The organism is Leptospiraceae bacterium, from assembly GCA_016708435.1.
Taxonomy (GTDB): domain Bacteria; phylum Spirochaetota; class Leptospiria; order Leptospirales; family Leptospiraceae; genus UBA2033.
This window is the reverse complement of sequence record JADJFV010000001.1, coordinates 593,628-613,281: the sequence shown is the minus strand read 5'-3', so window position 1 is coordinate 613,281 and position 19,654 is coordinate 593,628. Positions and strand designations below refer to the sequence as shown.

The 19,654-nt window shown below is 38.1% G+C and carries 21 protein-coding genes; 14 read left to right on the top strand and 7 right to left on the bottom strand.

Annotation, left to right across the window (positions count from 1 at the left end; all coding sequences use genetic code 11):
* The first annotated feature begins 65 nt into the window (after positions 1-65).
* The 3 genes from IPH52_03005 to IPH52_02995 all read left to right on the top strand — a co-directional run bounded on the left by IPH52_03005 (position 66) and on the right by IPH52_02995 (position 6,843).
* Complete coding sequence (locus IPH52_03005; protein ID MBK7054010.1) at positions 66-2,003, top strand: hypothetical protein; 1,938 nt, start codon at positions 66-68, stop codon at positions 2,001-2,003.
* Between the two features lie 193 nt (positions 2,004-2,196).
* On the top strand, positions 2,197-5,916 hold the full coding sequence (locus tag IPH52_03000) for an Ig-like domain-containing protein (GenBank protein ID MBK7054009.1): 3,720 nt from the start codon (positions 2,197-2,199) through the stop codon (positions 5,914-5,916).
* 159 nt (positions 5,917-6,075) lie between these two features.
* Entirely contained in the window at positions 6,076-6,843 is a 768-nt protein-coding gene (locus tag IPH52_02995) for an SHOCT domain-containing protein (GenBank protein ID MBK7054008.1), read from the top strand.
* A 2-nt stretch (positions 6,844-6,845) separates the two neighbouring features.
* Here the strand turns inward: IPH52_02995 and IPH52_02990 are convergent, their stop codons facing one another.
* Positions 6,846-7,517: a Fic family protein gene (locus IPH52_02990; protein MBK7054007.1), complete on the bottom strand. Its 672-nt coding sequence runs from the start codon at positions 7,515-7,517 to the stop codon at positions 6,846-6,848.
* A 261-nt stretch (positions 7,518-7,778) separates the two neighbouring features.
* Between IPH52_02990 and IPH52_02985 the strand changes: the two genes are divergently transcribed.
* The 3 genes from IPH52_02985 (at position 7,779) to IPH52_02975 (ending at position 12,004) form a co-directional block, all read left to right on the top strand.
* On the top strand, positions 7,779-9,707 hold the full coding sequence (locus IPH52_02985) for an AMP-binding protein (GenBank protein MBK7054006.1): 1,929 nt from the start codon (positions 7,779-7,781) through the stop codon (positions 9,705-9,707).
* Positions 9,694-10,671, top strand: coding sequence for an alpha/beta fold hydrolase (locus IPH52_02980; protein ID MBK7054005.1), 978 nt, complete (start codon positions 9,694-9,696; stop codon positions 10,669-10,671). The genes IPH52_02985 and IPH52_02980 overlap by 14 nt, the downstream gene beginning before the upstream one ends.
* Positions 10,672-11,041: 370 nt before the next feature.
* Positions 11,042-12,004: an IS110 family transposase gene (locus IPH52_02975; protein ID MBK7054004.1), complete on the top strand. Its 963-nt coding sequence runs from the start codon at positions 11,042-11,044 to the stop codon at positions 12,002-12,004.
* Positions 12,005-12,203: 199 nt separating this feature from the next.
* Here IPH52_02975 and IPH52_02970 read toward each other — a convergent pair whose 3' ends face one another.
* The 3 genes from IPH52_02970 to folE are packed head-to-tail and all read right to left on the bottom strand — an operon-like array spanning position 12,204 to position 13,735.
* Positions 12,204-12,731 (bottom strand): hypothetical protein, encoded by a 528-nt coding sequence (locus IPH52_02970; protein ID MBK7054003.1) that lies wholly within the window; start codon positions 12,729-12,731, stop codon positions 12,204-12,206.
* A 31-nt stretch (positions 12,732-12,762) separates the two neighbouring features.
* Positions 12,763-13,185: a protoporphyrinogen oxidase HemJ gene (hemJ, locus tag IPH52_02965; protein MBK7054002.1), complete on the bottom strand. Its 423-nt coding sequence runs from the start codon at positions 13,183-13,185 to the stop codon at positions 12,763-12,765.
* A 1-nt stretch (position 13,186) separates the two neighbouring features.
* Positions 13,187-13,735 (bottom strand): GTP cyclohydrolase I FolE, encoded by a 549-nt coding sequence (folE, locus tag IPH52_02960; protein ID MBK7054001.1) that lies wholly within the window; start codon positions 13,733-13,735, stop codon positions 13,187-13,189.
* Positions 13,736-13,777: 42 nt separating this feature from the next.
* On the opposite strand from folE, the gene IPH52_02955 reads away from it, so the two are divergent.
* Entirely contained in the window at positions 13,778-13,954 is a 177-nt protein-coding gene (locus IPH52_02955) for a hypothetical protein (protein ID MBK7054000.1), read from the top strand.
* Between the two features lie 11 nt (positions 13,955-13,965).
* A complete protein-coding gene (locus tag IPH52_02950) occupies positions 13,966-14,118 on the top strand; it encodes a hypothetical protein (protein MBK7053999.1) in 153 nt (50 codons plus the stop codon).
* A gap of 30 nt (positions 14,119-14,148) precedes the next feature.
* On the opposite strand, the gene IPH52_02945 is transcribed toward IPH52_02950, so the two are convergent.
* Both IPH52_02945 and IPH52_02940 read right to left on the bottom strand, forming a co-directional pair.
* Entirely contained in the window at positions 14,149-14,745 is a 597-nt protein-coding gene (locus IPH52_02945) for a mobile mystery protein B (protein MBK7053998.1), read from the bottom strand.
* Positions 14,736-15,200, bottom strand: coding sequence for a mobile mystery protein A (locus tag IPH52_02940; protein MBK7053997.1), 465 nt, complete (start codon positions 15,198-15,200; stop codon positions 14,736-14,738). The genes IPH52_02945 and IPH52_02940 overlap by 10 nt, the downstream gene beginning before the upstream one ends.
* Before the next feature lie 196 nt (positions 15,201-15,396).
* Between IPH52_02940 and fliG the strand changes: the two genes are divergently transcribed.
* The 6 genes from fliG (at position 15,397) to IPH52_02910 (ending at position 18,587) form a co-directional block, all read left to right on the top strand.
* Positions 15,397-16,410, top strand: a complete 1,014-nt coding sequence (fliG, locus tag IPH52_02935) for a flagellar motor switch protein FliG (protein ID MBK7053996.1) — start codon at positions 15,397-15,399, stop codon at positions 16,408-16,410.
* Between the two features lie 5 nt (positions 16,411-16,415).
* Entirely contained in the window at positions 16,416-17,264 is an 849-nt protein-coding gene (locus IPH52_02930; GenBank protein ID MBK7053995.1) for an inositol monophosphatase, read from the top strand.
* 4 nt (positions 17,265-17,268) lie between these two features.
* Positions 17,269-17,577: a nucleotidyltransferase domain-containing protein gene (locus IPH52_02925; protein MBK7053994.1), complete on the top strand. Its 309-nt coding sequence runs from the start codon at positions 17,269-17,271 to the stop codon at positions 17,575-17,577.
* Between the two features lie 22 nt (positions 17,578-17,599).
* Entirely contained in the window at positions 17,600-17,755 is a 156-nt protein-coding gene (locus IPH52_02920) for a HEPN domain-containing protein (GenBank protein ID MBK7053993.1), read from the top strand.
* A gap of 27 nt (positions 17,756-17,782) precedes the next feature.
* On the top strand, positions 17,783-17,944 hold the full coding sequence (locus IPH52_02915; protein MBK7053992.1) for a hypothetical protein: 162 nt from the start codon (positions 17,783-17,785) through the stop codon (positions 17,942-17,944).
* A gap of 460 nt (positions 17,945-18,404) precedes the next feature.
* Positions 18,405-18,587, top strand: a complete 183-nt coding sequence (locus IPH52_02910) for a hypothetical protein (GenBank protein MBK7053991.1) — start codon at positions 18,405-18,407, stop codon at positions 18,585-18,587.
* Between the two features lie 7 nt (positions 18,588-18,594).
* Here the strand turns inward: IPH52_02910 and IPH52_02905 are convergent, their stop codons facing one another.
* Entirely contained in the window at positions 18,595-19,623 is a 1,029-nt protein-coding gene (locus tag IPH52_02905) for a GGDEF domain-containing protein (protein MBK7053990.1), read from the bottom strand.
* Positions 19,624-19,654 lie beyond the last annotated feature (31 nt).

The following is a 19,654-nucleotide window of genomic DNA, read 5'->3' as shown; positions in this document are numbered from 1 at the left end:
ACTACTTTAGTAGTTGATGCTCCTGCAAATACACAGCAACTGGAACTTTTAATGATAATGGCACAGTGAGCACCCAGGATATTTCATCTATAGTTACTTGGAACTCTTCTGCTCCAACAAACGCTACAATCAGTAATGCGGTTTCTGACAAAGGAAAAGCTTACGGTCTAGTAGCAGGAACAACAAACATCACAGCAACTTTAGCAAATGGAACAAATGGTATTGTAACTAATCCGACTACTCCGACTCCTGGATTCGATGGTGTAACCAGTAATACATCTGTATTAACCATCGGGGCTGCAGCTTCAACTCCAGCAGCAACAACCAATTCCACTGTATCTGGTTACAACGTAACCGTTCCATCTGGAATGACAAATGGAACGACTCCTTCAGGAGATTTCACTGGTATTACTTATCAAGGAAGTCCTGCTGAAGTAGCTGGTTTTGTTAGTACTGTAAATTATGGTGGAACTGCTGGTTGTACAAACTTTGGATCAACACTGCTAACTGCTATGATTAATGATAGCCCGGATAAGATTACAACAAACAACCAAATTTCATCCAACGTAATTGGAACTAATCCTGATTGCTCTGCTGTCTATATTCTAGCAGTTACTGTAAATGCAAATATGACAGTAACTCAACTTTCCAACCATTTGATTGAGGAAATCGGAAAAACTGTTCCAGGTGGAACAATTTCTAATTTACCTGTAAGTGCTGGTTCTGAGTCACCTACAACAACATTCCGTGTTGTTTTACAAGCTACTTATAGCTCAACCGGAAGTGAATTAGTTGGTGTAGGCGTAAGTCGAGAAGCAGATTATGCAAACAATGCTGCCCTCTTAGCAAGCTTATTGGATGGAACAAATATTAATCCGACAGGCTCTACAAATACAAGTAAGACTGATACCTTCACTGCAGCGGCTGATCCTAAAGTAGATTTCGTATGGGTAGTGGATAACTCTGGTTCTATGGCAGGAGAGCAAGCTTCCGTGGTAACAAATGCTTCAACTTTCTTTACTAAACTCAACACAAAGCGTATAGATTTCCGTTTAGGTGTAATCGCAACGGGAAGCACAGGAACGAATCAATGTGAAATGAACGCACAAAACAAAGCATGGGCACTTTGGGGAACTGGTTGGACAACATCAGCAAATGGAGCAACCGCATTTAGTAATAATGTAAGTTCTGTAGGTATTAGTGGTTGTGGAACAGATGAAACTGGTATTTTCTTCATGGAAAGAGCATTGGGTGTTCATACTGGAGAAGCTGCAACCATTGTTCCAAGATCAGGGGCAAAACTTATCTTTGTTATTCTTTCTGATGAAGGTGATGGATATACAACTATGGCTAACAAAGCAGGTGCAAATGCGCCTTCTACAACCTTCAATACAGCTAGTAATACTTTTGTGACAAATGGCTATAAAGTTTACACTGTTTCAGGTATTCACGATGGCTCTGTTGCCAATGTTGGCATAGCGATAGGTCAGCCTGGTAAATGTTCTGGAACAGGAACATCGGCTGATAATGGCAACAACACTGACACCAAGTATTACAACCTTGCCTTAGCAACTGGTGGCTCTTCTTCTACTATTTGTAGCAATGATTATACGGCAATTTTGGATAACATCGCAACACAAGCAGCAGGTAGTGCAAGTATCTATGTGCTAACAAAAACTCCAATTTCTTCAACAATCGTTGTTAAGAAAAATGGAACTGCTGTTACGCAAGATGCAACGAATGGTTGGGCATACAATTCTGCAACAAAAACAATCGTATTCTCAGGAACTGCCTATCCTACGGCAGGTGATACAATCACTGTAGAATATCAATGGAACAGTAGCGCACAGGTAGCTTCCGCAAAAATTAGCGACAGCAACTTGCTAGCGTATATTTCAAAGACTGCAAAGAGTGATACAGCAAGAGGAACTGCTGCAGCTATTGCACTTCTTGTAGGAGCAATCTTAGCAGGAAGAATTTGGAAAAACCGTAAACATAGTTAATATCAAATCACCCTGAATAAAATCAGGGTGATCGAGGTTAATACAAATTAACCCCTCTTTCTTTCCAATTCGATTCCTGAGCGGAGCCGAAGGACAAGGAAGAGGGTTTTTTTTGTTTTGTGTACAATGCCTCACAAGAATGTTTTAAAAGATTACGTCAAATTGAGTTAGATAAAATGGAGATAAGAGAGTCATGAAAAAAATAATTTTTTTATTGGTTACAGCCCTGCTTTTTACGGCAGGCTGTTCTAAGAAGGAGAAAAAGTATTTACCTTTTTCTTCTAACAATACAACGGGTGCACCTTTACAGACTGATTCACCGTCTACTAACGTAACGGGGGCGACCCTCACACAAATTCAGGTAACACCGGGTGATCAGTCTATCGCTAAAAATACACATGCTAATTACATAGCGCCTGCAGTTTATTCTGATGGAACCACTAAAAATATTTCTACAGAAAGCACTTGGACTGTAAAATCGGAAACAGACAAGGTATCTACGGTTGCTTCCAAAAAAGGTAGATTCTTAGGCTCCACAGCAACGTCAGCCGGAACTCCTGCAAAAGTCAATGCTACCTTTGGATCAATTTCTGGTGATGCAAATTTAAATGTAACTAGTGCTAATCTTTCATCCATTCAAATCACTAGCATTCCTAGTTTAGTCCCAGGTGGAACAGCACAATACGTAGCGACTGGTATTTTTTCTGATGGAACAAAACAAGACATCTCTTCTCTTGTTAGTTGGTCTTCTAGTGCTACAAACAGCGTTGCCATTGATTCTACTACCGGTTTAGGAACAGGCGGAAGTACAGCAGCAACAGCAACGATTACTGCTACATTGATTACTCCAGCCAATTTCCCAACCGTAACCAACGGTGGTGCTGCAACTACTACTACACAATTAAAAAATGCAAAAATCGTTTCGATTACAGTAACTGGTGTAGCATCGATTGGAGCAGGAAGCACTACAAATTATGTAGCAAGTGCTATTTATGATGATGGAACTTCTTCTGATATTACAACACAAACTACTTGGTCTCTTAGTAGCTCTGCTAACGCAGTTATCAGTGACGCTCAAGATAGCAAAGGTTTCTTTACTGCTGTAAATGCTGGCTCTGTAAATGTGCAAGCAACTTACATCGGTGTAACAGGATCTAAAGCAGTTACTATTAACTCTCTAACTGTATCCTCAATCACAGTAAGCCCTTCTACAAAAACAATTGCAAAAGGAACGACAACTCAATTTACAGCTACAGCTACTTATTCCGATGGTTCAACAGCAGACGTAACAAAAACTGCAGTTTGGACATCTTCTAATACATCGTTCGGAACAGTTGATACTTCTTCAACGACTGGTGGTATCGCAAGAGGGATTGCGGCTGGTGCAGCGACTATTACAGCAGCAATCGGTGGAAAATCCGCAACTGCAAATCTTACTGTAACATCGGCAACGTTAGTATCGATTTCTATTGGAAATGGAATTAATTCAGGAACAGGCTTACCTGCTTCTTCTGGTCCATTTACTGTTGCAAAGGGAACTACAAAACAATACTATGCAGTCGGTGTTTATTCAGACGGAACCAAACAAGATATCACTTCTTTAGTTAGTTGGACATCAGGCTCTCCTTCACAAGTGAACGTAGGAAACTCAACAGGAAGCATTGGTCTAGCGACTGGTCTTTCACAAGGAAGTAGCACGATTACAGCTTCTTTCCCTAACTCTAGTGGAAATATTGTTACGAGCAACGCTTCTACATTAAATATTTCAGCAGCTACTCTTACTTCTATCAATATCGGAGCAAGCACAAACATTACAGCAGGAGATAAAACTCAATATACAGCTATGGGAACTTTTTCTGATGCTAGCACACAGGATATTTCATCCTTAGTAACTTGGCTTTCAGGAACAGCAGCAAATGCTACAATCAGTAATGCGGTTTCTGACAAAGGGTTAGCTTATGGCTTGGTAGTTGGAACAACAAACATCACAGCAACTCTAGCAAATGGAACAAATGGTATTGTAACTGGTGGTGGCACTGTAACAAGTAATACATCCGTATTAACAATTAGTGCTGCTGCAACTACACCTGCTACAACTACACCTGTTGCAATATCTGGAGTTACTCTAGATGTAAGTTCTGGAACCACCACTGAAACTAAACCAAATGGAGCCTTTGATGGTGCTTTGCTTATTATTGGAGATCAAAATACTAAGGGGTTTATTGCCAATATTACCAGTGGAACCCTGCATAATTGTGCAGATGTAGCCTGCCTGATGAATAAGATTTTACAGTCTATTTCAGAAGACGACTTTGATTTTAACGGAACAAATAATACAAACTCAATTCTTGAAACAACTGTCAATGGTGGCTATAACCTAGTTACACGCAAAGTAGTGAGTGGTACTGTCATTCCTACAGAGATTGCCAGTGTAGAGATAAAAGTAAATACTACGAAAACTCTACCAGAAACGGGTCAACTTGCACCTCATAGCGTGAATGACATGAGAAACCATTATGTGAATCTGGTTGGAAGAGTAGATGGCTCTGGAACTATTACTGACCTACCTAGTGCAACAAGCGGAGTTGCTACCAGCGTCACTTTCCGTATTGAAATTCAGGCATCAAAAAACAGTTCAAGTACTCTCATTATGATGGGTATAACAACAACTGCTAATTTTGATGTTGTTGAGATTCCACTAACTTCGCTTGTAAATGGAACTAACATAGCACCATCTAGCTATAGCAAAGCAACCGGCTCTAAGAACTTTGCTTCTAGCGGACCACCAAAAGTAGACTTCCTGATTTCCGTCAACAACTCGGCAACTATGGCGGGAGAACAGACTGGATTACAAACTTCTCTTGCTAGCTTTTTTGCTCGCTTGAAGAGTTTAGGTACTGATTTCCGAATGAGTGTGATTACCTCTGACTGCGACAAACTCTGGCGACCAGATACAGTGTTACGTGGCTTTGCTAGTGGTCAACATCAGACCTGTCAGCCTACCGGGGTAGGTACAGGAGAAGGTATCAATGATTGGGGATCCGGAGTTAATTATTTTGACGATACTAAGGAAACTGAATTTAATACAACCGTTAGCAAAATCGGTATTCGGGGTTGGAGTACAGAAACTAATATCTTGTATGCTGAAAGGGCTATAGCAAGTGGCGGTACATTTACACAGGTACGTGCAACGAATGGTCGTTCCAATGTACCTATGACAGTGATCGTTATCAGTGATGACCCGGATCAGTACGATGCCGCCAGAACTGAACTGACTACTGCTGGTCTAACTGCTCCCGCGACTATTTTCAATAAAGACAGCAATGAATTCATAGGGAAAGCGACAGTCCATGCAGTGTATCCAATGAACACTTCCGGTAATGCAGGGTATTGTACAGGTCCAAATGGGGATACCCAAGAAGCTCCAAAAGGTGGCGGTGCAGACGCTATATATCCTGATATCATCGCAAAAACTAGTGGTATGGGATCAACTATCTGTGCATCCAATCCCTCTGCTTTCATGGAGTTGATCGCTGATCAAGCTGCTTCCGGTGCTTCAACTTACGCATTGGATCATGTACCCATTACCAATACCTTACAGGTACTGGTAAATGGTTCTTCCATTCAAATGGGTATAGCAAGTCTTGGAACTACAAAGTTTATTTACAACTCAGCTACCAATAAAATCTCATTTACTGGAACGATTCCAGCTTCGGGTACTCCTATTACGGTTAGTTATTCCTATTACACACAGAGTGTAGGTTCGAATGATCTTCCCGTAAATAGCAACCTACTAGCGTATATTTCTAAAACTGCAAAGAGTGATACAGCAAGAGGAACTGCTGCCGCTATTGCACTTCTTGTAGGAGCAATCTTAGCAGGAAGAATTTGGAAAAACCGTAAACATAGTTAATAACAAATCACCCTGATTAAAATCAGGGTGATCTGGTTAATACGAATAAGCCCCTCTTTCTTGTCCTTCGACTCCACTCAGGAATCGAACAAGGAAGAGGGGTTTTTTATTAATTGAAATACTCGTTGACAGATGAATGAGCAAGCCTAGGTTGAATGTATGCAAAACCTAACACCTAACGGTCAAAACCTAGTCAACAGAATCTGTTCCAAATATAACTTAAGCTACAATGCGGTCATGCACATGTTAATCGCTGTGAACAATGGAAGCGGAAGTATGGCACAATTTAATTGTCCTGAATTGGGTGGAGGCGGTCAATGGATGAGAGGCGGAATGGTAATGGTTGGCGATATGTTCAACAACGGGTTGAAGAATACGGTAGACAACCTCTGCAATGAATTATCGAATGCTCTAGCCAATACACAAATCTTTGAAGTAATCACATCAGGTCCTTATGCAACAAATTGGTATCCATCTGAGTTAGGAAATCCTTCTTCTAGCGGCTCACAGAATAATACACGTTATGCGGTATTTCCACAGACACGTAGACTGGCAATAGACTATAATGGATCAGTGACTATTTACGATACACTCGATCACAGTATAGGCGGTGTTAGCCAACAACAAGGAGGAGATGCATCTCTTACCTTTAGCAGTCAGTATGGAACAATATTAGTAAATAGCCTTCCTAAAGTCTCAGGCGCAGGAGCCAATCAACAACAGGTTAATTTTATTAATCCGCAACCAGTTACTCCATTTATAGAACAACCACAACCTAATTTCACCCAGAGTAATCCAGTTCCTATGAATACAAATTCAGAAGGAGTTCTTGAACTATTAGAAAAGTTAGGCAAACTACACGAAGCCGGTGTCTTAACCGAAGCTGAATTTATCGCAAAGAAGACGGATTTATTAAGCAGGCTTTAGATTTATTCTTCTTTCATGATTTGAATTATTTTTTCATCTAAACAAGATCGGAGAAATAAATTCATTTCTTGTTGTTCGCCTGATTCATAGAAAGCTAACATCTTTGTATTAAATTCCAATTGTCTTTTGGCAGGGAGGTTAATCGCTGGAAACCCGTGAATGAGTAAATATCCATTCATGATAAATCTACCCATTCTTTTATTTACATCATAGAAAAACTGAGTTCTCGCCATCACTAAAAATAAATGAATAGCTCGGTCATATGCATCCTCTTTCCCTTCTAATGACTTTAACATTTCAGAGAATCTAGATTCTAATTCTAAATGATGCGGAGGAGTATAACTTGTTCCTGATATAAATACACTTCCAGTTCTAAATACTCCCCACGTTAAAGCTTCTTCTTTAGCGGCTATTTTATGTAATTCACAGACTTTCTCAACTGTAACTGCAAAGCTTTTTCTAGATACCCATTCAAATAGCTTTCGCCAGGCTTCCGCTTGATTAATCGCTACTTGTTGGTCGGACAATTTATGACCACCGACAGTGATTCCATCTAGTAATGTTTGTATTTCTGGCAAAGAAAAATGTAGACCCTCTAGATTCACTGCATCATGCACAAGCTCGGCTAATTGTCGTTTGGCGATCATTAGAGCCTTATCTAAATTTGGTTTCATGCCCCAGTATTTTTCTATCACTTCTTTTTACCTTTCATTCTAAGCATGTATGATATAATCTATTCATGCTAGTTTGCAAATGCGTCCGAATACAATCAACCAAATTCCTCTTTTATTAAAGAATCCATGAACACGCTCTCGATGACAGAATACAAACAACAGTTTTGCTTGCTTTAATTATTTCTTTTCCTACTTGACTGAATGGATTAAACAAAAGACCTTGAAAGGAATTTTACATTAGAAACTCGATCGGAATATACCATGCCAGATAAAACATTACTAGATGTATACTCAAGAGCAGCAGTGAGTTACCCAAAACAATTCTTTCACACCAAGGACAGACATAAATACTATCGCTCCACTTCTTTTGCGGAGGTGTATCGGCGAGCACAAGTTCTTGCGTTAGAGCTTATTTCTCTTGGAGTCAATATGGGGGATAACGTTGCAGTCATTGCAGATAATAGAATGGAATGGCTGATTGCTGATATGGGAATTCAACTAGCTGGTGGAGTTTGTGTTCCACGTGGAAGTGATTCTAGTGCAAATGAAATTCGTTTTATCTTAGAGCATTGCGGTGCGAAGATTGTATTCATAGAGCATTTACGACTCTATAAGAAAATAGCAGAAATTCTTTCTGAATTGAAAGTAAAAGTATTTGTCTTAGATCCCGAATTTCCAAAAGACAGTTTAGCAAAGTTCAATGGTGTTACACTCGCGGATTTACTCACAAATGCAAAACCTCTCACTAACGAAACACAAAACCAATTATATCAAATTCGTTCAAAGATTTCAGCAAGCAACCCTTTTACTATTATCTATACATCGGGCACAACAGGAAATCCCAAAGGAGTCGTCTTGACTCATGCCAATATGATGTATCAACTTCGTGTAGTTCCTGATTTACTTCAATTGCAGCAAACAGATCGTATCCTCTCTATACTTCCTATCTGGCATATATTCGAGCGCTTGATGCTTTACTGCACTATCTACCGAGGGGCAAATCATTATTATACAAGCACGAAAGATTTAATGGAAGATTTTATTCGTGTTAAACCTACTCTTATGGCTTCCGCACCAAGATTATGGGAAACTATTTACCAAAGACTCAGAGAGCGCGTTGATAAGACAGAGGCATTAAACAGAGAATTATTTGATTTATCCTACGACATAAAAAAAGAATTACACTCAGCCAATAATATAATCCAGCATACCTGGCAACGGGTTACAGAAAATGGATTCCTTTCTTCCTTTCCTGTTTTCGGAGGAATTATTTCTGACCTAATGCAGTCTGTTGTAAAAAAAGCAACGCTAACATTTCCAGATATGTATTTGGATCCAATCTTTCTGATGAGAGTGAGAGCAATGTTAGGCGGAGAATTGAGAGGAACAATTTCAGGTGGAGGAGCATTGCCACGTCATATAGATGAATTCTTTAACGCAATTGGAATTCCAGTTTATGAAGGATACGGTATGACAGAATGTTCGCCCGTAATCGCAATGCGTTCCATTGACAATGTGCAAATAGGAACAGTTGGTCGCATAGTCAATGAAACGGTCATTCAAATTCGAACTGAGAATAACGAGCTTTTACCGCAAGGAAGCATTGGAGTGATTTGGGTAAAGGGTCCCGGTGTCACAAGTGGTTATTATAAAAATGACATTGCAACAAAAACAGTATTAAGAGATGGTTGGCTAAATACAGGTGACTTAGGAAGAATCGATGAATTCGGAAACTTAAGTATCCGTGGAAGAGCAAAGGATACTATCGTTCTATTAGGAGGAGAAAACATTGAACCGGTTCCAATCGAAACTCTTCTAACACAACATCCTCTGATCGAACAAGCAGTAGTCGTCGGTCAAGATAAGAAAAACTTAGGTGTTTTAATCTGGCCTTCTTACGAAAGACTAGAAGACGCCGGTTATGCTGTCAATGAATTCGATGAGACTTGCAACCTGAACACAATGCCGGAGATAATCCATCTTTTCCGCTCAGTATTATCAGAGATCGTAAACGAAAGAAATGGATTTAAAGCTTTTGAACATGTAACTCATATCCGTTTTCTACCGAAGAAACTATTAGTCGGACAGGAATTAACCAATCTACAAAAAATCAAACGAAATGTAATTCACACTAAGTATGAAAACTTAATCGAATCTATGTATCAAGGTCATCACCATGCTCACCATTGAAAAAGAAAAACTAGAACTCACTACATCCGATATGTGGAAAATCGCTCTTTACCACTATCACGGTCATAAGATAACAAGAAAAACTCCTGTCCTACTCGTGCATGGAATTGCTTCTGACAGCACGACCTGGGATATTGGCGTTGAGGGTTATAACTTTGCTCCCTGGCTTGCATCACAAGGATTTGATGTTTATTCAATTGACTTGCGTGGAAGATCGGGAAGTGACGGTCCTCATACGGGAAGAGGAAATCAATGGTCTATTGATGATTATCTGCTCTGTGATTTACCTTGCGCAGTTGAATACATACTGGAAACGACAGGAAGTAAAAACCTTCACTGGGTAGGTCATAGTCTTGGAGGGATTCTTGGATTCTTCTATCAGATTAGACACAAAGCGGCTAATATAAAAAGCCTCACAGGATTTGCGGCAGCATTAACTTACTCTTATTCTACAATTAATCATTTTAGAACTTGGTTGGACTATATTACTGTTCTTCCTTATTTTCCAATCGATCAACTCTGGAGACCACTGAAAGCATTTGTAAATGAAAACACTCCATGGAATCGGTTTCTTTGGAATCCCGACAACTTAACTCCTGAAGTAAAAAACGCTGTCATGGATAAAACAGTGCAACGCATTGCTGTTTTAGAATGGAATCAAATAAAGACTATCTCTGCAGTAGAGGGTATGACACGCTTATCCGGCGGATTCAATCACTATGTTTATGATAGACGTATTGTAGCACCAACTTTACTATTAGCCGGAGACAAAGACTGGGTATGCGCTCTAGAAGGAATTGAATGGACTACAACCAATTTGAAATGCCGCAACCGTCATATGATATTTGGAAAAGAATATGGAAGTAAAGCCAGCTATGGTCATATGGATATTGTGTGCGGAATCAATGCTCCCGAAGAAACTTGGCCTGCTGCATTAGATTGGATAGTGGCTAATGAGGATTAGATTCTAAATTATTAGATGTAACTTAAACAACGTGAGTTCGACGTAAGATGTTTATATCATTTGATGTTACATTAAAGGTGTCATCATATGTTAAAAAAGAGGTTTTCTTTTTAAGATAGTAAAAAAATAAACTTAACAAGAGAGAGGGGAGGAGAATAAACCGAGTCCGTGTCATTGGTCAGAAAGACCGACGGGAATGCAGGTTCACCAACCCTAAATTAAAACTCTGGACAGTTCAGTAGGCTTCGAGCCTGTATGCGTGATGATAGAGTCTAATTTTTTCTCTCCTGCTAAGCCGTTTTTTGGGTAATTTCCGTTATTCAAAAGGACGAAATTTTTTACAAGAAAAATTTTAATAGAGGTGATAACGATGAGATACATTGGGATTGATGTGGCAAAGGATACTTTTGACGTAGCGTTTCCTTCTTCTAATTCAAATTACAAAGTCGTTCAGTTTGTAAATAATGAAGAAGGTGTGAAAAAGTTTATCAAGAAGTTAAAACAAGATGATAGAAGTGTATTAGAGGCAACGGGCTCTTATTCAACACTGCTAACCAAAAGAATCATGGAATCTGGATTTGAGGTTTCTGTTGTTAACCCCTTACAGACAAAATATTTTTCTAAGATGACATTGAGAAGAACGAAGACAGATGCGTCAGACGCGGAGATGATTGCAGAGTATGGCTTGAAGATGTCTCCGGAGCCTGAAAAACCTACTCCAGATTACATTGACGATATGCGTCAACGTAGAGCAGTTCTAAGTCAACTTAAAGAAACTGTAGTTCGATTTAAAAATCAATTACATGCAATGAAAGCGAGAGTGCGTCCTGATAAGACTTCAATTAAATTTATCGAGGAAACAATTGCGAATTTGCAAAAGCAGATTGATGAATTAGAAAAAAATATGCAAGAGGTAGTAAAAGAAAAAGCAAGTAAGTCTTATGAAAGTTTAGTAAGTATTCCCGGCATAGGAAAGTTATCCGCTATTGAATTAATAGCAATCACTTCGAATTTCGAAAACTTTACGAATTACAAGCAGTTATCCGCATACGTTGGATTATGCCCTCGTATTTCTGAATCGGGAACAAGTGTAAAGGGAAAAAGTTCATTATCTAAAATGGGTATGAGTTCCACGCGGCAACTATTGTATATGTGCTCTATGGCTGCTATCAAATGTAATAAATCGTGTAAGGAAATGTTTAAAAGACTAATAGAGAATGGTAAGCATCGAATGGTTGCCTTAATGGCTGTCGCGAACAAACTAGTAAAGATTGCTTTCACAATCGTAAAAAAAGGCGAACTGTATGATGATAAAAAAGTATGTTTTTCTTGACTTTTTTATCACAGTTCATTCCCGAGTTCTCCGCCCATCGCTGTCGCTCACCATCAGCCGAGCTATATCGGGAATCTCAACAAGTAGAGACCCCCGATAGAAAACGAAACTCAATAGCGTAAGCGTTGCTTCCTAGGGTCGCAACATAATGGGGGTGACACTCTTTCGTCGAACTCACGTGAAATAGAGTGAGTTGCTATTAGGCATTATCCTCTATTGTTTTAAACCCATTCAGCAAATCTTCATTCATAATAGATTCGATTGACTTGGCTTCTCGTAATTCAGCAATAAGTTTAAATAAAGAAATTTCTCTATTATCCCGTAATCTCAGGTAAATATAATGGTGTTTCCAAGTGCCTTCCTCGTTAAAAGTCTCGGTCTTCGTAATGACATTCGAAATATCAGATCGCTTGATTTTCTTTGTAAATTGAATTGGGATTGGAGACTCTGCAATGAATAAAAAATCCGGTGTGAGAGTTACAACAGTAGAATTAAAAGAAGTATCAATGGCTGAATAAAGAAAAAATACAGGAATTACGAAAAAAAATATACCAAGAAAATCGTCTAGAGAATCCATATTGATTTTATCTAACTGAAAATTCAAAATGAAATCAACAATAAAGTATAGAGATACTCCAATTAAAACAAAGGAGAAATGATCATACCTGTCATACGAATACTCAATCTTATCCGCTTTTCTCTCAACGCTAAATCTATTCGAAGTCATCTTTTATTTTTCACAATTAAAAGCTCTTGAATTAAAACGGCTTCAATACAACGAGTATAACAATAACTATCATGAGTAAAGTAGGAACTTCATTTAATATTCGAAACTTTTTAGAACGATAGACGACACCTTCCAAGAGCTTCTTCCTGTAGAAATTTGCCATATGATGTTGACCAATCACTAGACACACTAAAAATATTTTTAACCAAAGCCATATAGTGTAGGCGAATGCATTCCATTGTAAATAAAGCATCGCAAATCCAAAGATAAGGGTGACATACATTGCCGGTCGCATGATGATGAAATAAAGCTTTCGCTCCATAACGGCTAATGTAGACTTAACCTCTTCCGATGTTGCTTCTGTATGATATACAAATAATCGCCAGATATAAAAAATTCCAGCGAACCAAGCTATAAGTGCTATGATGTGAATTGCTTTAAACCAAAGATACATTTTACTGCCCCGTGCGAATAAGATCGAGAAACTCATTTCGGGTAATGGAACTATCCCGAAACTCTCCAAGCATACAAGAAGTTAGAAGCTCTGAATTTTGTTTTTGGACTCCACGCATCATCATGCACATATGCTTTGCTTTCATAATTACACCGACACCGAGGGGATCAAGAATTTCTTGTAGTGCGTTGGCAACTTGATCAGTTAATCGCTCCTGAACTTGGAGTCTTCTGGCAAATACATCTACAATGCGGGGAATCTTACTTATCCCAATAATTTTTTTATTAGGGATATAGGCTACATGCGCACGACCAAAAAAGGGAAGTAGATGATGCTCACAAAGAGAATAAAGCTCAATGTCTCTTACTATGACCATTCCCTCGACATGCTCTTCAAAGATCGCGCCATTTACAATTTCATTCATATCCGCTTCGTAACCACTAGTCAAAAACTCATAAGCTTTAGCGACTCTCTTAGGTGTATCCCGAAGTCCTTCTCTCTTTGGATCTTCACCAATATCGGTTAGGATTTTTCTTACTGCATCTTCCAATCATGTTTCCTTTATTTCAATTTACTCTCTCTTAGACAATTTTTGGGAATTAGAATCATTGAAAGCATTTTATTTTTATTCAGTTTGCTTTCTGGTGTAATTCGTAAGTCCTTACTCGGAGCAAACTTAGTTATAATAGTGGTAAATGTTCACTTAACTGCTGCTTTGTATATACGAGCATTCTTTCTGTTCTCTGTTTTATTATCCGTAATATTGTAGAAGAAGGCTTTTTGCCATGGGAAAGGGGAATACTTAAATTAAACCAAATAGCCCAGTTGAGTGTTACTACATCTAATAAGGCACTGCTGATAGTAAACACGATTCAAGAGAAAGCCGATGAAATAGAAAGGATTGGTAGAACGATTAAAGAAAAGACTGAATGATCAAATCAAAATCCATCATACGAAGAATATCTATGAGCGCGAAAATAAAATCAATTTAGAGTAAACACCATTATCCGCTTCTCGTAGACTTTTGAGATACAGTGCTCTTAGTTTATTGTCATCCGAAATAGTTTGGCTTCCCCAAGTATAAACTGGTTTGCAAAATATTTTACTGATAATCACATCTGCCATTAGCCGCGAATGTCGTCCATTTCCATTTGGAAATAAATGAATCGAAACTAATTTATGTTTAAACCGAATCGAAATTTCATCTTCTGAAAAAATTTTATTTTCAATCCAATATTTACAATCATCAAGTAGATTTTTTAAATAGGTAGGAATTTGAAATTTGTCTACGCCAAGATTCTTATTGGAGTCTCTGAAAATTCCAGCCCATCGCCAGACTTTATCAAACATTTTCTTATGTAAGTCGCGAATGAATTTTTCAGTTAGAATTTCTTCTCCTTTGAAATTTTTCTTGAGAGTCCATTCTAAAGCATCCTCAATGTTCAGTTGTTCGTGTTCGTCTAGTTCTCTACGGGTAGTAATTGTTTTAATTAATAATCCATTTCGCTCTTCGGGGTCAATCGGTGTTTGCCCTTCGGTGTATTCTAGGTTTAATCCCATAAATAGGAAGGCATTTCCTTTTGAATTTCCTCAGCTTTTTCTTTTATAGCCACTTGTATTCTTTCTTTAGAGACTTTTTGATTTTCTAATTTCATTGATTGAGAGGTTCTCAGGACTATTTCTTGTGCTAATACAAGGGATCGCTCTTCGATAATTTCCTTTAAAGTTTTTTGATTGGGTAAAAGAATATAAACTAACTTTAAATTCAATGCATTGGCAACTTCTTGTAAGCCTCTCAGAGTCAGCGATCCAGACTTTTCTCGTTTTTCAAGTTCCTTTGCGCTTTGGGGCGTGATTCCAAGTCTCTTACCCAGTTGCCTAAGATTCATTCCAATGGCGACGCGGATGGAATGAATCCAACCTTCGGATGGAATTTCCAAAGTTTTTAGATTTTCCCACTTAGAGAATCTTTTATTTATTTGTGTAAGGATAAGCGTTCTTCGTTTAGATTTCATACGGTTATAACCTTAAAAGTCAATCTATTTTTAAGGTTATAACCTTAAAAGTCAATCTATTTTTAAGGCTATAACCTTAAAAATAAAGCAAAGGCTTATTGAACTAAGAGCATTAAACCTGTCATTAAGTTAAGAATCCTACTTTTTTCCTTATTGATTTATTTTGCAGTGACCGATACTTAACTAGGAATCTCAAATGCTAAGTAAAAAGACAAACCTGACCGGTCGCCAGAAGGCTGCTATTTTCTTAATAGCTGTAGGAAGTGAAGTATCCACGGAAATCTTCAAACATTTACGAGAAGATGAAATTGAACAAATTACATTTGAGATTGCTCGTTTAGATAAGATTACACCCGAAGACAAAGAGAAAGTTTTAGTAGAGTTCAATGAACTCATGATGGCGCAAGGGTTTATCACCAATGGTGGTATTGACTTTGCCCGTTCTCTCTTGGAAAAAGCTCTCGGTAATCAAAAAGCGATTGATATTATCAACCGTCTGACTTCTTCTCTCCAAGTCCGACCATTCGACTTTGTGCGAAGAACTGACCCTGCGCAATTATTAAACTTTATACAGGGGGAGCATCCGCAAACCATCGCGTTAATCCTCTCTTATCTCGATCCAAACAAAGCAGCGAGTATTTTATCTGCTCTTCCTCATACAATTCAAGCGGAAGTTGCAAAGCGGATTGCTACCATGGACCGAGTTAGTCCTGACGTTCTGCGTGAAGTTGAGCGGGTATTAGAGCGTAAACTCTCTACTCTCGCATCCGAAGACTATACGACAGCAGGTGGTATCGATTCTGTTGTGGAAATTCTCAACAACGTGGATCGTGGAACAGAAAAGACTATTATCGAAGCTCTCGAAGAAGAAGATCCAGAGTTGGCAGAAGAAATCAAGAAGCGTATGTTCGTTTTCGAAGATATCGTATTACTCGACGACCGTGCGATTCAAAAGGTTATGCGCGAGGTGGACAACACAGAGCTTGCAAAAGCTCTCAAGTCGGTCGACTCCGAAGTGCAAGAAAAGATTTTCAAGAACATGTCCAAACGTGCGGCTAACTTACTTCGAGAGGACATGGACTTTATGGGTCCTGTCCGATTGAAAGATGTGGAAGACGCTCAGCAAAAAATTGTAAATATCATACGTAAACTTGAGGAAGCGGGCGAAATTGTGGTTGCTCGTTCTGGTGAAGATGAACTCATAGTGTAATTATTATGAGTAATGCCACCGCTCCCGAATTAAACTTTCCGTTAGAAGAAATCCAAGCTAGAGTTAGCTTTATTGAAGAAAAGATTGGATTTATCATCGACTCTGTTAAACGAATCCAACAGGATTTAGCCATTTCATCAACATTAACAGACGCAGAGGAAAAGCATTTACTCGGTCAAGTTGAGCGTAATGTCCATGATGCGCTCATGAAAGTAATAACGAAAGTTTTTCCAGATGACTCCGTTTCTTCCGAAGAAGAGCATCGCCAGCATGGGAAAAATAATTTTACCTGGGTTCTTGATCCAATCGATGGCTCAATGAACTTTCTGCGTAAGCTTCCACTCTATGCAATATCAATAGGAATCCAACACCGCGATTCAAATGTTGCTGGCGTTGTAATCGTTCCAGAGTTAAATGATGTATACAAAGCAATCCTCGGACAAGGGGTTACTAAGAATTTGTCTCGCATCAAAGTTTCTGAGATTCAATTACTAGATCGTGCTTTGTTAATTTCCTCATTCCCTGTAAATCGTAAAGTTATCCTACACGAAATTCTCGCAGATCTTTCTGCATTCCTTACATCAGGTCGTAGTATTCGTCGAACAGGTTCTATCGTTCTCGACTTATGCTGGTTAGCCGAAGGTCGCATCGACGGTCTCTGGGAAAAACGTGTGGGCTTATGGGACTTATCCGCAGTATCCGTTATCCTCAAAGAAGCAGGCGCTACCATTTCTGACTACAAAGGCGACCAGATGATTACTTATCCATCTGATATCGTTATCTCGAATGGATTTATTCACAACCAAATTCTAGAAGTTTTGAAGAAAGCAAGACAAGAGTTGTCGTTGAATTAAAGCAATGAATGACCTAGCTGCCATTTCTTTTTCTAAGAAAATTAAGAATAAGTTTCCAAATATTTTAGAAGGTATATGGCTATTTGGCTCTAGAGCACGTGGTGATTTTTCTGAACATTCCGATTATGACTTTCTAATTGTATTTAAAGAAAAAAACCGAGAACTTGTTAAATCAGTTCGAGAACTCGAAGTTGATTTTCTTGATGAATTCGATACATTAGCCGCAAGTCTAATTTATGATACTTCTGAGTGGGAGAAGAGAAAAAACTTTTCTATCGGTCGTAATATTTTGAGAGAAGGAATTTTGTTGTGAATGAGATGAGGAAATTCTTGCATTGCTGGTAAAGGCAAAGAGTAAATTAAAAACCGCTCGCATTGATTTCGAAAACGGTCAATTCGAAGATTCAATTTCACGTTCTTATTACTGTGCCTTTAATGCTATATCAGCTTTGCTTTTGACTAAGAATCTAAATTTTTCTTCTCATAATTAAACCATTGGAGCGTTTAATCGCGAGTTTGTGAAGTCTAGTATTTTTCCAAAAGATTACACAGCTATTCTGCAAGGCTTGTTTGAAGATAGACAAGCTAGTAACTATGATGCGATTACTACTTTTACATCTGATGTAACGTTAGAAGCAATTCTAAATGCTGAAATGATTTTGAATAATATTGAGAAATAAATTTTGAAGTTATGATTTACTCTAAAAATAAAATCTCGGATTTGTAATTCACAACAAATCAAATGGATTTATTCACGTCTATACACTCCTAGCTACTCAGAATAGTGCCAAAGATTTCCTTTCTTACTTTTTCTCCTTGCGCCTTATTACTATTATCCGGTTGTGAATATCTATCTGGCTTTAAAGAAGTTGACATTCCGCAAACAGGAATTTCAAAAGTATGTGATAAGAAACATAAACTAGAATATCTTTAAAGAGTTATTTGGTTATTAAGGAACAGAAAGAAGTGTAGTAAATGGCATTTAGAAATTAAAAAATTGCCTTTATTAAAACTAGCAACTACTCAACAAATCATCTTCAAGCTATGTCTCATAACGTTCAGAATTATATCGGAATAACCTGAAAAATATTTAGCCCTAAATAAAAAAATTCTTGCTTTAAATCTAACGCAGAATATTATTTGGAGCCTAAAAAAAAAGAAGGTCCGTCAGATATGCTATACATTGCTAACTTAACATCTATTATTCTTTTCGTTTTTGCCATTTCATTCTTAGTTGCAGAGCCTTGGAGTAAATCCGAAAGGAGAAATGCAAGAGTTGATTCTAAGCAAACTGCAAAGTTGACTAAAAGTAATTTTAGATAGAGACTCTCTAAATATCCGAATAGGCAATGATATTGTTCTTGCCGGAATTCTTTACTCGGTATAAAGCAAGGTCTGCTTTGTTATAAAGATCTTCAGGAGTATCACCATGAACAGGAAATTCAGAGATTCCTCCACTAACCAATACGGGTTCTTTTAATTTTTCCATGGAATACTTCTTCAGAGCTTCACCAAAGCGTTTACAGGCTATTAAAGCAGAATTGATATCGACTTCCGGCAGAATTACTGTAAATTCTTCTCCGCCGCATCTACAAATTGTATCTTCTTGTCGGAATGATTCTTTCAGGGTAACACCAATGATCCGCAATACTTCATCACCGACTAGGTGACCGTATTTATCATTAAATAATTTGAAATCATCTACATCAAAAACAAATAAACATAGTGGACGATTGTATCTCTTGGCTCTTTTAATTTCACGTTTAATTGCTAAATTAAAATACCTTCTATTATAAACGCTCGTTAGTTCGTCAACGACTGAATTTTTTACTACTGAATCAAAAAGATTTAGTTCAATTATTTTGGGATTCTTTATGACTCTATTGTTTTCGAGAATATGATCGAGCAGGGCAACTCTAAAACTTACTTTCCTACCCATTCTATTACACATATCAACACGATGATTATAAATTTCTTTCCAAAATTCAGATGCTTCGAATTCCGTAAGTTCTAAGTTTGCGATTACATAAAATAAATCAGAGAAAAAACCTGCGGTAGAATTTTTACTAAGCGCTTCGAGTTTATGAAGGATTAGTTCTTCGTTTGTAAGATCTTCATCTAAGATTTTAATTATTTCTTCTGTAATTTTCGTTTCGCGTCCTCGTAATTCTTCCAATGAAACTGTTGCATTGATTAATTCTTCTCGCGCGAGGTTTCCAACGCTTTCCTGTGCAGAAATTGTTTTATAGGCTTCAATTAATTCTTTGTTGCTAAGCTTTGTTACTTTCTCATACGCGTCAATGATTTTGCGAAGATAGCGAATTTCTTGTTCTTTGTCTTTCGATTTGCCAGATTCCATTTATCAACCGTAAGAATTTATTTACTAGAAA